Annotated in this window: 13 protein-coding genes; 3 read left to right on the top strand and 10 right to left on the bottom strand. The window is 40.2% G+C overall.

Features of this window, described 5'->3' with window-relative positions:
• Window positions 1-121 precede the first annotated feature (121 nt).
• The 6 genes from ACNQGS_RS16180 to ACNQGS_RS16155 form a co-directional block, all read right to left on the bottom strand.
• Window positions 122-364, bottom strand: a complete 243-nt coding sequence (locus tag ACNQGS_RS16180; RefSeq protein WP_213116480.1) for a hypothetical protein — start codon at window positions 362-364, stop codon at window positions 122-124.
• 150 nt (window positions 365-514) lie between these two features.
• The gene (gene lpdA, locus ACNQGS_RS16175) at window positions 515-1,930 is read right to left on the bottom strand and encodes a dihydrolipoyl dehydrogenase (RefSeq protein ID WP_491488200.1); all 1,416 of its coding nucleotides are present in this window, start codon (window positions 1,928-1,930) and stop codon (window positions 515-517) included.
• A gap of 5 nt (window positions 1,931-1,935) precedes the next feature.
• Window positions 1,936-3,282 carry a dihydrolipoamide acetyltransferase family protein gene (locus ACNQGS_RS16170; RefSeq protein WP_491488199.1) on the bottom strand — a complete coding sequence of 449 codons (1,347 nt, stop codon included), beginning with the start codon at window positions 3,280-3,282 and terminating at the stop codon, window positions 1,936-1,938.
• Window positions 3,283-3,367: 85 nt separating this feature from the next.
• Window positions 3,368-4,345, bottom strand: coding sequence for an alpha-ketoacid dehydrogenase subunit beta (locus ACNQGS_RS16165; RefSeq protein WP_491488198.1), 978 nt, complete (start codon window positions 4,343-4,345; stop codon window positions 3,368-3,370).
• Window positions 4,346-4,348: 3 nt separating this feature from the next.
• The gene (gene pdhA / locus ACNQGS_RS16160) at window positions 4,349-5,464 is read right to left on the bottom strand and encodes a pyruvate dehydrogenase (acetyl-transferring) E1 component subunit alpha (protein ID WP_491488197.1); all 1,116 of its coding nucleotides are present in this window, start codon (window positions 5,462-5,464) and stop codon (window positions 4,349-4,351) included.
• A 392-nt stretch (window positions 5,465-5,856) separates the two neighbouring features.
• Window positions 5,857-6,513, bottom strand: a complete 657-nt coding sequence (locus tag ACNQGS_RS16155) for a YkyA family protein (protein ID WP_491488196.1) — start codon at window positions 6,511-6,513, stop codon at window positions 5,857-5,859.
• A 172-nt stretch (window positions 6,514-6,685) separates the two neighbouring features.
• On the opposite strand from ACNQGS_RS16155, the gene def reads away from it, so the two are divergent.
• From def to rnjA, 3 genes are all read left to right on the top strand, one after another.
• Window positions 6,686-7,240, top strand: coding sequence for a peptide deformylase (def, locus tag ACNQGS_RS16150; protein WP_491488195.1), 555 nt, complete (start codon window positions 6,686-6,688; stop codon window positions 7,238-7,240).
• Window positions 7,241-7,679: 439 nt separating this feature from the next.
• Window positions 7,680-7,889 carry a DNA-dependent RNA polymerase subunit epsilon gene (locus tag ACNQGS_RS16145; protein ID WP_213140896.1) on the top strand — a complete coding sequence of 70 codons (210 nt, stop codon included), beginning with the start codon at window positions 7,680-7,682 and terminating at the stop codon, window positions 7,887-7,889.
• 6 nt (window positions 7,890-7,895) lie between these two features.
• A complete protein-coding gene (gene rnjA, locus ACNQGS_RS16140) occupies window positions 7,896-9,563 on the top strand; it encodes a ribonuclease J1 (RefSeq protein WP_213140897.1) in 1,668 nt (555 codons plus the stop codon).
• 99 nt (window positions 9,564-9,662) lie between these two features.
• On the opposite strand, the gene ACNQGS_RS16135 is transcribed toward rnjA, so the two are convergent.
• The 4 genes from ACNQGS_RS16135 to ACNQGS_RS16120 form a co-directional block, all read right to left on the bottom strand.
• Complete coding sequence (locus tag ACNQGS_RS16135; RefSeq protein WP_213116489.1) at window positions 9,663-10,322, bottom strand: potassium channel family protein; 660 nt, start codon at window positions 10,320-10,322, stop codon at window positions 9,663-9,665.
• A gap of 87 nt (window positions 10,323-10,409) precedes the next feature.
• The gene (locus tag ACNQGS_RS16130) at window positions 10,410-11,327 is read right to left on the bottom strand and encodes a DUF4349 domain-containing protein (protein WP_491488194.1); all 918 of its coding nucleotides are present in this window, start codon (window positions 11,325-11,327) and stop codon (window positions 10,410-10,412) included.
• A gap of 130 nt (window positions 11,328-11,457) precedes the next feature.
• Entirely contained in the window at window positions 11,458-11,913 is a 456-nt protein-coding gene (locus tag ACNQGS_RS16125; RefSeq protein ID WP_491488193.1) for a TlpA family protein disulfide reductase, read from the bottom strand.
• A gap of 59 nt (window positions 11,914-11,972) precedes the next feature.
• Window positions 11,973-13,097, bottom strand: coding sequence for an N-acetyldiaminopimelate deacetylase (locus ACNQGS_RS16120; protein ID WP_491488192.1), 1,125 nt, complete (start codon window positions 13,095-13,097; stop codon window positions 11,973-11,975).
• Window positions 13,098-13,141 lie beyond the last annotated feature (44 nt).

The raw sequence follows: 13,141 nt of genomic DNA, 5'->3' as shown, positions 1-13,141 counted from the left end.
ATCGAATAGACGAATTATCACTTATATTATAACAAATTAACGCGGTGAATTGATAAAGAAAATAAATAAAATAAAGGCTGTCGAGGGTTTCTCGACAGCCTGAGCTCCCAAAGGGAGCTTTTTAATGTATATAACGCGCCATGGTGTAATGGATTGATGTATAGACTACTAAGCTTAATGTGGTAATAAAAAGTGTTTTGCGGAAAGAATTGGTGATTTTGTTGCCAATGATGAAAGCCAAATAAAAAAAGACAAAAAACATAATAACTTTGAATAGAAGCTGATCGTGTTTTGACAGCCATTCGATTAATGTATAGCCACTCCAAATAATAAATTGCAGCATCATGACGATATAAACCCTCATCTTTGTCACCACGCAGTTACATTTATTAAAATCATTATATTATAGGAATAGCAAATTATTTGTAAAATTTTGCATTACTAACTGCAAATATTTGATTTTCCCCATAAAAAAAGTCCCTTTCGTGTTTATGTACGAAAGGGACTTTCTTTATTATTTAAGGATGTGAATTGGACTTCCTAGAGCTACTTCCGCTGCTTCCATAGTGATTTCACCAAGGGTTGGGTGGGCATGGATAGTCATAGCCAAATCTTCGGCAGTCATCCCTGCTTCAATCGCAAGGCCTAGCTCAGCAATCATGTCAGAAGCGTTTGCGCCGGCAATTTGTGCACCGATTACAAGGCCGTCTTCTTTCCGCGTAACTAATCGTAAGAAACCATCACTTGAGTCAAGCGATAGAGCACGGCCATTTGCTGCAAATGGGAACTTAGCAACCGTTACTTCCATTCCTTCTTCCTTCGCCTGCGCTTCAGTATATCCGACTGCAGCCAACTCAGGCTCAGAGAATACAACGGCAGGAATTCCTAAATAATCAATTTCAGAAGGATGTCCCGAAATTGCCTCCGCTGCAATTTTAGCCTCGTATGATGCCTTGTGGGCTAATTGAGGGCCTGCCACGACATCACCAATAGCGTAAATATTGCTAATATTAGTTCGGCATTGTTTGTCGATTTCGATCAATCCGCGCTCAGATAATTTCACCCCAGCTTGTTCAAGACCCATTTCATCAGTATTCGGACGACGTCCAACCATGACGAAAACGTAATCGGCTTCGATTTTCTTTTCTTCACCTTTTGTTTCAAAGGTTACCACGACGCCGTTTTCTGTCTCTTCCACACCTTTAGCCAAGGCTTTCGTATAGAACTCCGCACCTTTTTTCTTCATGTTGCGCTTAACCAAGGCCGCCATTTGCTTATCAAAAACACCCATGCCTAAAATTTCCTCGGCACCTTCCAAAATCGTCACCTGACTGCCAAAGTTTGCATAGGCACCGCCAAGTTCAATCCCGATAACACCGCCGCCAATCACGACAATTTTCTCAGGAATTTCGTTTAGACTAAGGGCACCAGTCGAATTTAGAACACGCTTTGAATATTTAAATGCCGGCAGTTCAATAGGACGGGAACCAGTTGCAATAATAGCATTATTAAAAGTATAAGTTTGAGCTGAATCTTCATTGATTACACGAAGAGTATTAGCATCCACAAAGTATGCTTCTCCACGTACAATGTTCACTTTATTCCCTTTTAATAAGCCTTCAACACCGCCGGTTAATTTTTTTACAATACCAGCTTTAAATTCTTGAACCTTCGAGAAGTCAACCTTTACATTCTCAGCTGTAATCCCGAAGCCCTCGGAATGAAGGGCAGTTTCATAACGATGCCCTGCGGCGATTAAAGCTTTTGAAGGAATACAGCCGACATTTAAACATACTCCGCCTACATATTCCTTTTCTACAATTGTTACCTTTTGTCCTAGTTGAGCAGCACGAATAGCTGCCACATACCCGCCAGGACCAGAGCCGATGACTATAGTTTCTGTTTCAATCGGAAAATCTCCTACTACCATTTTTCTTACGCCTCCATTAACAATAGTTCTGGATCGTTCAACAATCGCTTGATATGATTTAGTGCATTCTGAGCAGTTGCACCGTCAATCATGCGATGGTCGAAGCTTAAGCTGATGGCTAATACAGGGGCTGCAACAATTTCGCCATTTCTGACAATCGGTTTCTCGGCAATTCGGCCAATTCCCAAAATAGCCACTTCAGGATGGTTAATGACTGGAGTAAACCATTGGCCTCCAGCAGAACCGATATTGCTGATTGTGCATGAGCCGCCTTTCATTTCATCAGGAGCTAGCTTTCCGCTTCTAGCCTTGTCAGCCAATTCATTAATTTCTTGTGAGATTGAGAAAACTGATTTACGGTCTGCATCCTTAACAACCGGAACTAATAGACCTTTTTCAGTATCAGCAGCAATACCAATATTGAAGTAGTGCTTATGAACTATTTCCCCAGCAGCATCGTCAATCGATGTATTAAAAACAGGGTATTCACGCAATGCACTTGTTAAAGCTTTTACGACATATGGAAGGAAGGTTAACTTGATGCCTTTCTGAGCAGCAACTTCCTTGAATTTTTTACGGTGGGCAACAAGCTTTGTTACATCCACTTCATCCATTAATGTAACATGTGGAGCAGTATGTTTGGAATTGACCATCGCTTTCGCAATTGCTTTGCGGATTCCGCTTAACTTCTCGCGGGTTTCCGGATATTGCCCTTGCGGAATTTGTGCAGCAACTTTAGGTGCTTCAACCGTTTCAGCAGTTTCAGCTGCAGGTGCTGCTGCTTGAGGTGCCGCTGCTTGTGCACCACCGTTTAAGAATGCATCAATATTTTCTTTTAGAACCCGTCCATTTTTACCTGTTCCAGCCACTAAACTGATTTCTACACCTTTATCACGTGCATATTTACGAACAGATGGCATAGCAATAATGCGTCTATTAGGATCCACTTCAGCCTGCGGTTGTGCGGCTGCAGCTTCTTGAGGCTGTGGAGCAGGCTGAGATGGCGCTTCTGCAGGTTTCGTATCTGTAGAAGGTGCCGGCTGAGGAGCTGCTTGTGCTTCTGGCTGCGGCTGTTCTTCCGCATGGTCTCCTTTAAATTGTAAGTCTTCATATCCCGGTGCATCAAAAGTTACCAAAACTTGTCCTACTGTTGCTACCGTTCCTTCACCGACTAATACTTCAAGTACTGTTCCTTCAACAGGGGAAGGAATTTCAACTACAGCTTTATCGTTTTGAATTTCACAAAGGACATCATCTTCTTTTACCTGATCTCCAGGTTTGATGAACCATTTAACAATTTCCCCTTCGTGAATACCTTCACCGATGTCAGGCATTTTAAATTGAAATGACACTGGTATTCATCCTCCTATTTCGCTTGTGGTTTGCTTTTAGTATCAAGGGCAATAGGGAAACAGTTAAGCCCTATTTCCCTTTTCATTAAAATGTTAATACTTTTTTAGCTGTTTCAATTACGTCTTTGTAATTTGGAAGCCAAACAGACTCGGCTTGTGAGAAAGGATAAATAGTATCCGGCGCAGCCACGCGCAGAACTGGTGCTTCCAGGCTTAAAATTGCACGGTCATTGATTTCAGCCACTACATTAGCAGCAACACCTGCCATTTTTTGTGCTTCTTGAACGACAATCGCACGGCCCGTTTTTTCAACAGATGCAATAATCGTGTCGATATCAAGCGGGCTGATTGTACGTAAGTCAACTACTTCTACAGAATGTCCTTCCTTCGCTAACTCATCTGCCGCTTTTAAAGATTCGTGCACCATTGCACCATAAGTAATAATAGATAAATCAGTACCTTCACGTTTTACATCAGCTTTACCAAGCGGAATAGTATACTCTTCCTCTGGCACCTCTTGGCGGAAGGCACGATAAAGCTTCAAATGCTCAAGGAAAATGACAGGGTCATTATCACGGATTGCTGAAAGCAATAAACCTTTCGCATCGTATGGTGTAGAAGGGACAACCACTTTTAATCCTGGGGTTTGTGCCATCAAACCTTCTAAACTGTCAGAGTGAAGCTCTGGAGTGTGTACGCCGCCGCCAAATGGAGAACGTACTGTAATCGGCATATGATAACGCCCACCTGAACGGTAGCGCATACGGGACATTTGTCCAGCAATTGAATCCATTACCTCGAATACAAAGCCAAAGAATTGAATTTCGGGGATAGGGCGGAAACCTGTCATTGCAAGACCAATTGACAAGCCGCCGATTCCTGATTCAGCAAGCGGAGTGTCAAATACACGATCCTCGCCGAATTCTTTTTGAAGACCTTCGGTAGCACGGAATACACCGCCGTTTACACCGACGTCTTCTCCGAATACTAAAGTTTGAGGGTCATTTTTCAATTCTGTACGAAGTGCATCAGTAATTGCTTGAATCATTGTCATTTGAGCCATGACTTACTTCGACTCCTTTGCTTGATAAATTTCATTTTGTTCTTTTAAATTAACCGGCATTTCCTCAAACATGATGGATATTAAATCGGTAACCTTTTGTTTAGGAGTCGAATCCGCCTTTTTAATTGCCTCTTTAATATCTTCTTTTGCTTGTTCAATTACTTCATTTTCTTTTTCTTCACTCCATAAACCTTTCTTCTCAAGGAATTTACGGAAACGGACAAGCGGGTCTTTCTTTTCCCATTCATTATCAAGGTCAGCAGTACGGTAACGTGTTGGGTCGTCACCAGCCATAGTATGTGGTCCATAACGATAGGTTAATGTTTCAATTAAGGTAGGTCCTTCGCCATTGATGGCACGCACGCGGGCATCTTTTACGGCAGCATATACTGCAAGTGCGTCCATTCCATCGACTTGGATACCAGGGATTCCAGCAGCCATCGCTTTCTGAGCAATTGTTTTTGCTGCAGATTGCTTTTCAACTGGAGTGGAAATCGCAAATCGGTTGTTTTGAACTATGAAAATAGCTGGCGCCTTGAATGCACCTGCAAAGTTAATTCCTTCATAGAAGTCTCCTTGGGACGCGCCGCCATCACCTGTATAGGTAATCGCAACAGCCTTCGTGCCGCTCTTTTTAAGTCCTAATGCCACACCTGCTGTCTGCACATATTGGGCACCAATAATAATTTGTGGAGATAAAACATTAACTCCTTCAGGAATTTGGTTGCCATGAAAATGTCCACGTGAAAACAAGAATGCTTGGTAAAGCGGCAGTCCGTGCCAAATTAACTGAGGAACATCCCGATACCCAGGTAAAATATAATCTTCTTTTTCTAGAGCAAATTGTGATGCCAACTGGGATGCTTCCTGTCCTGCTGTTGGTGCATAGAAGCCCAAACGGCCCTGACGATTTAGGGAAATGGATCTCTGGTCTAAAATTCTTGTGTACACCATCCGCCGCATAAGTTCCTGCAGCTGCTCATCTGTTAATGCTGGCATTGCGCCTTCATTAACAACTTCCCCTTCTTCATTTAAGATTTGGAATGTTTTAAACTGTTCTTCTGCTGCTTGGAGTGACTTAACTGCATCCAACGGCATATTTTTGGTTTGAGAAGCCATCGTGGTCACATCTTCCTTTCATTATTTAAATACTTATAATTAAAATAAAATCCACTACGTTAGGTTACCCAAAAAAGCTGGAAAATAGGGTATTCCAAATTTTTTCAAATAAAAATTCTGAACCTAACTGCCAAATATAATCTGTATTAATATCTCCAATAGAAAATATAATACAACATATCATTCCATAAACGAGTTTACACCATCCAATCTGAAGCGTCAAATCCTTTACACCATAATTTTTCAACACATCCATATTATTTATTTTTCACCCATTCTAATAACCTGTATTAACTTGCAATTCACATCTGTTATATAAAAAACAACATTTATCTGGAGTTGTTATAATATAGAAAAAAGCCAGCCTTGTTTTTGGCTGACTTTTTATAATGTCATTTATTAGATGATTTTATTCCTGCCTGTTTATAGAACGAAAGCTTTGTCGCATTGTATTCCTCCGTTAACTTGTTAAAACTTTCATTTGCGGCAAGAACGTTTTTATACGTCTCATTTACTTTCATAACTTGGGCTTCCAGAGCATCTAGCGGGAGCTCTTTGTTTTTAAACATTTCATACAATTCTTTATCATTTTTTAATGCCTCGGAATAATTACTGTACAAGACATCATGCGCCCTATACCTTTGCATCATAATATCATACAGTTCATTTGCTAATTTCTTTTGTTCCTGGTCTTTTAACTGATCCTTTATTTTTTTCACCTTTTGAAATTCTTTTTCAGACTCTTTTAAGCTGTTTGTTTCTTTTTCCAAAAGCTCTTTTCTTTTATCCGCTGAGTCTAACGCCTCATCGGATAGCTTTACAATTTGCTCATATTCCTTCATTCCTAGTTTTATGATTTGGTCATAAAGGGCTTTTTCTTTCTTTTCCAGAGAAACGAGCGGTTCCTGTTGTTCTTCAAACCCTTTCTCTTTTGCTACAACCTTTTCTAGGACATCATACATTTCCTTCGTGGGATCTTTTTCACTTGTGCAGCCCGATAATATCAAAATAAGAGCGAAAATAAACAGAGCATACCGTTTTCTTTTCATCTTAAAGCACCTTACTTTCCTTCTTATCACCATCTACTATATCTTTACTTTGTTTATTTGACAACATACACTCGTGTCGAGAAGTAAAGAACCATCACCGTTAACAAATCCCAAAATATTTGATAGACTAATGAATACATATGATTTTATTCGAACATAGGAGTGAAGGTTTATGTTAACGATGGATGATATCATTCGTGATGGACATCCCACTTTAAGGATGGCAGCAGCAGAGGTTTCCATGCCGCCAAGTGATGAGGATAAACAGATTCTTGCGAGTCTGTTAGAATATGTTATCAACAGCCAGGACCCTGAAATAGCGCAAAAATATGGTCTGCGGCCTGGGATAGGACTTGCAGCACCGCAAATAAATGTATCCAAACGGATGATTGCTGTTCACTGCACAGATGACAAGGGACAGCTTATCAGTTATGCTCTATTTAACCCCAAAATCATCAGTCATTCTGTTGAAAAAGCCTATTTACAAACAGGCGAAGGCTGTCTATCGGTTGATGAATCGATTCCGGGCTTTGTGCCGCGGTATGCCCGTGTCACTGTAAAAGGAACAAGTCTAACTGGCGAGGAAATTAAAATCCGCTTAAAAGGTCTGCCTGCTATTTGTTTTCAACATGAAATCGACCATTTAAATGGCATTATGTTTTATGATCATATTGATAAAAAGGACCCTTTAAGGCCAATTGAAGGGGCCAGCGCTATTGAACGATAATGAGGCTGTTTTAAGAACAGCCTTTTTTTTATGTTTGCTTCCCCCTTATTCCATGTTTATCCATGAAAAATTCAGCCATTTAACCATATAATAATAGTAAAAAAAGGCTCTTTCAAAAAATTTCAATTATCTGCCATCACCACCTTTACATTGGACAAGGATTGTTTAAAATAAGAAGTAAGGAGATGATCCACTATGTTAAAGAAGCTTAGGAAGAAGCTTTTAAAACAGTGGAAAGAATTACTCAGAAAAAAATCGATTGCCTAAACTTTTCGAGCCCTTCAAAGTTGCGAAGGGCTCCTTCGTTATTGTAAATTATTAAAACATGCATTTTTACATACATTTCATAATGAAACTAAGTTTTCCACTGAAAATAATGAAAAAGATGAAAATGTTTTATATAATAGAAAAAGTCATGATGAATTAAGGAGCGAGAATAATGTTATTTAAGGTCTATTTTCAAGAAAGCATTAACGAAGTCCCAGTTAGAGAAAATACAAAAACCATTTTCGTTGAAGGTGAATCAAAACGGGATGTTCTTTCAAAAATTGCGGAACGGAAATTTAATGTGGAATATGTTCAAGAGGTACAAGGAGCCTATTTAGAATATGAGCAGCAAAACGAAAACTTTAAAGTATTGGAGATTTGATAATTTATGAAATTTGTAAAAAACGATCAAGCAGCTGTTTTTGCCCTGGGGGGTTTGGGTGAAATAGGCAAAAACACGTACGGGGTACAATTCCAAGATGAAATTATCTTAATTGATGCTGGAATTAAATTTCCCGAGGATGAATTATTAGGAATAGATTACGTCATTCCTGATTACAGTTATTTAGTTAAAAATGAAGATAAAATTAAGGGCTTATTCGTCACCCACGGCCATGAAGACCACATAGGCGGCATTCCTTATTTATTGCGCGAAGTCAATATTCCGATTTATGGAGGGAAGCTGGCGCTTGGGTTAATTAAAAATAAGCTGGAAGAGCATGGTCTACTGCGGAATGCTAAATTAATCGAAATTAAAGAAGATGATGTGATTAAGTTCCGGAAAACATCGGTTACCTTTTTCCGGACAACCCATAGTATCCCAGACTCCTATGGCATTGTCGTAAAAACGCCTCCTGGCCAGATCGTCCACACAGGTGATTTTAAATTTGACTTCACACCGGTCGGAGAACCAGCAAATTTAACAAAAATGGCGGAAATCGGCAAAGAAGGCGTGCTTTGTTTATTATCTGATAGTACCAATAGTGAAATTCCTGATTTCACTATGTCGGAACGCCGGGTTGGTGAAAGCATCGATGATATTTTCCGCAAGGTAGACGGACGAATCATTTTTGCTACTTTTGCTTCTAATATTCATAGACTTCAGCAGGTCACAGAAGCAGCCGTTACCTACGGCCGCAAAGTTGCTGTATTTGGACGGAGCATGGAAGCAGCGATTAATATCGGTCTTGATTTAGGCTATATTAGGGCACCGAAAGATACCTTCGTTGATGCTGGTCAGATTAATCGCCTGCCGGCTGATAAAGTAACCATCCTTTGCACAGGAAGCCAAGGGGAGCCAATGGCTGCGTTATCGAGAATCGCTAACGGTACACATAGACAAATTCAAATTATTCCTGGAGATACTGTGGTCTTTTCCTCATCTCCTATTCCTGGAAACACTATTAGTGTCTCAAGAACAATCAATAGTTTGTTTAGAGCGGGTGCCGAGGTAATCCACGGTAAATTAAGTAATATTCACACATCCGGTCATGGCGGACAAGAAGAACAAAAGTTAATGCTCCGATTAATCAAGCCGAAATTCTTTATGCCTATTCATGGCGAATATAGGATGCAAAGAATGCATGCTAAACTTGCCGTCGATTGCGGCGTGCAAGAAGAAAATTGCTTCATTATGGACAATGGCGAAGTCCTGGCATTATCAGAAAATACAGCCCAGGTTGCCGGAAAGATTCCATCAGGGAATGTATATATTGATGGAAGCGGTGTGGGCGATATTGGCAATATCGTTTTAAGAGACAGAAGAATTTTATCTGAAGAGGGCTTAGTAGTAGTTGTTGTCAGCATCAACATGAAGGAATTTAAAATTGCTTCCGGTCCAGATTTAATTTCACGTGGATTTGTTTATATGCGTGAGTCAGGGGACCTAATCAATGATGCACAAAATTTAATTACCAAGCATCTTAACAAGATAATGGAGCGGAAAACAAGCCAATGGTCAGAAATTAAAAACGAAATTACCGATACACTCGCTCCATTCCTATATGAAAAAACAAAGAGAAGACCAATGATTTTACCAATTATTATGGAAGTATAAAAAAAGGAACCGCTAGGCGGTTCCTTTTTTTAGCTAATAAGAAATTCAACTACGTTTCTGTCTTCGTCCTAACGGACTCGCCAATCAACGAGTTTTCATTTATTCCATCACTTTATGTTCAAATCTGTCTATATCATTGTCGGTGCCAATTACGATCAGTACGTCATTGACATTGATCATCTCTCCTGCTTGAGGAGAAACAATGATATCCTCTCCTCTTTTGATGGCCACTATATTCAAACCGTATTTTTTCCGGATATCAAGATCCATAATGGTGTGGCCGCCAATTTTACCGTTTGCGACGATTTCTACGATACTATGTTCATCCGATAACTCAAGATAATCAACAACATTACTGGAGGTCATATTATGGGCGATTCTCCGCCCCATATCCCGTTCAGGATGAACAACATGGTCTGCGCCGATTTTTCTTAAAACCTTTTCGTGATAATCATTCTGCGCCTTTGCGGTTACGCGGCTCACTCCTAATTCTTTTAGAATTAAAGTGGTTAAAATACTTGATTGAATATCATCGCCAATGGCGACAATGACATGGTCAAAATTACGAATCCCTAAACTTTTTAAGACTGTTTCATCGGTTGAGTCGCCGACTACCGCATGTGATGCAATCATCGAAAATTCATTGACCCGTTCCTCGTTTACGTCAATTGCCAATACTTCCATTCCCTCATCTGTTAAAGTCCGGCAGATACTGCCCCCAAATCGGCCAAGACCAATGACAGCAAAACTTTTCTTCACAAACAATTCCCCCAGGAAATTCAATTAGATAACTGGTATTATTTTAACATCCATCATAATTTCTATATAGAGCGAAATTTCAGCGATTTAATCACGGTTTCTCTGCTGCTTTCTTTTTTTATAAATAACTATGCCCGCTGCTGCTAATATGATAAATAGTATTATTATCGGCATATTGCCAAATATAAAAACGACCAACCCTGAAAAGAAGGATAACAACAAATTGGTACTCTTCATAAACTGTTTTTTCGTTTTTTCCCAAGTATTTAGTTTGTCCTTTTCAATATCAGGAACAACAATTTTATTTTCATAGAGAGTAATATTTATCGTTGAGAAAGATGTTTGATTTTCGAGATATTTCATTTTCCCTTCGATTGTTTCAATTTCCTCTTGAACAGCCGCTAAATCTGCTGAGATTTTTAAAAGGTCTTCTGTCTTAACTGCCCCATTCATAAAGGAAAGAAGGCGTTCCTCTACGACCCGTTTGGATTTTAGCCTTGACTCTAGGTCGACATATTCCTCGGTTACGTCCTGCCCGGTAATATTCCGCTGGAGCACTTCAACTGCTTGCCCCTCTGCATCGTGCAAAAAGTCCTGGAAATGTTTTTGCGGGATTCTTATCTTCATATGTCCGCTGATTTGTTCTTTTCCGGCTCTTGCAACATTGGACTCAGCAATATACCCGCCATATTGGGCTGCTTTTTCTTCAAAAGTCCGAACAGTCCGGTCAAATTTCTTTACACGGAGTTCTAGGTCTGCCTGATAGATGACCATTTTACTTTGAACCTCTATGCTGACCGTTTCAGCAGCCTTATTTGCGGTTGATTTGTCACTAGCAGATAAAGAGGGTTTCTCAGCACTGCCCGAACCTGCAGAATCCATTTGTGCTATGTTTTCGACATTCATTTTCGCACTTTCACCTTTGCTATTGTTCGAGCTGCAGCCTGTCAGTATAACCATCAATGTCATTATAAAAATGATGAAAAGTTGTATTACCTTTTTCATATCTTAAGACACCCCTTTTTATATAAAATAGTCCATTTTATACACTGACGATTTTATAAGGGGATGGTTACATCTTTTCCTTCTAATAAAAAATAAAATAAGGTGCGTGATTAAAACAGATTCACAAGATTTATTCTGTTTTCTCTAATTCACTCAACACCCGGTTAATGCGTTTTTCGAGCATTTTTATGCCGCTGCCTCCGGCTTGGAAATGGCGGAGCCTGCCTTCTTTGTCAAACACATAGTAGGCAGGAACATATTTATTTTCAAAGGCAGCTGTCAATTTATGTTCGCTGTCGACAAAAGTCGGCTGGGTGATGCCATGTTCAGCCGCAGCCAGTTTGATATCTTTAATATTTAAATCATTCTCTGACCTTGGCATATGAATTGAGACAACATTCAATTTGTCCTTGTATAGGTCGCGAAATTGATTAATCTGCGGCATAGCATCTTTACAAAGATGACAGCTTATCGACCAAAAATGAAATAGGGTCGGCTTTTCACCAACTAACTCATCCTTGGTTACCTGACCATTTAGCCACTCAGCCGCCCCCACTAACTCGGGCATTTCCTCCCTTAGCTTCATCTCTTTTCCCTCCTATGAAATAGACCTAACACGAAGGTTAGGTCTAGCTAAGCATGGCTTTATGATTGATTACCTTTTATGGCAATATATTTTGTGATCACTCTTACCGCAACAACGATTGCCTCTTCACTTGGTGTTAATTTGGCATGATGCAGTCCGTAGGGGGAATCGACACCGAGCCAAAACATAAATCCAGGAATTTCTTTCAGCATGTAGCCAAAATCTTCCCCTGTCATAGCTTCTTTACATTCTACGAATTGAACCGCATCGTCTTCTTTTATAAAATTTATAAATTCCCTGGTCAATTCCTCGCTATTATACACCTGATGGTACATAGATCCGTAGTCAATTACTGCCTCACATTCAAAACCGGCTTCAATTCCTTTTACAATCGCTTCAATCCGATGCTTGACCTTTTTCATCGATTCCGGCGACAATGTTCGGATTGTCCCCTCTAGCCTTGCTTTCTCGGCAATAATGTTTTGAACAGTTCCTCCGGTGATTTTTCCAATCGTGATCACGGCACTATCTAATGGGTTAACATTTCGAGAAACAATGGTTTGCAGCTGATTAACAAGCTGGCAAGCAGCAATGACCATGTCATTGGTTTGATGCGGATAGGCAGCATGACCTCCCTTTCCCTTCAAATCAATAAACAGTTCAGATGTATTTGCAAACAATAATCCTTCTTTCACAGCGATGGTTCCGACTGGATACTCGGGTGCAATATGAAGCGCAAGAATCATATCTGGCATCCACTCCCGCATTTCCTCTGTCCTTAACATCGGTTCGGCACCGCCGGGACCTTCCTCAGCAGGCTGAAAAATAAATAATAAATCGTCTTCAATTGGGTTCTCTACAAAGAAGGTCAGCACTCCTAGTGCAATGCTCATATGAAAATCATGCCCACAGGCATGCATTTGCTCGCTGTGCTGTGAAGAAAATGGAAGACCCGTTTCCTCAGGAATGGGAAGACCATCAATGTCGGTCCGATAACCAATTGTTTTTTGGGGGTTCAACCCTGAAACCTTGACAAAGAGGCCGGTTTTCCATTTTTTTATGGCAACCCGCTCTTGGGGTAATGAATATATGTAAGCTAATAAATAGGCCTGAGTTTTAAATTCTTGAAACCCAAGTTCAGGAATTTGATGAAGATCACGGCGGATTTTAACAAATGGATTCATGGTTACCACTCCAATCTATACAGAAAGCGTGGAACAATTCCACG

Source organism: Neobacillus sp. PVCKKU3 (genome assembly GCF_058323225.1).
The sequence above is the reverse complement of the archived record's forward strand: the minus strand, read 5'-3'. Positions and strand labels throughout refer to the sequence as shown.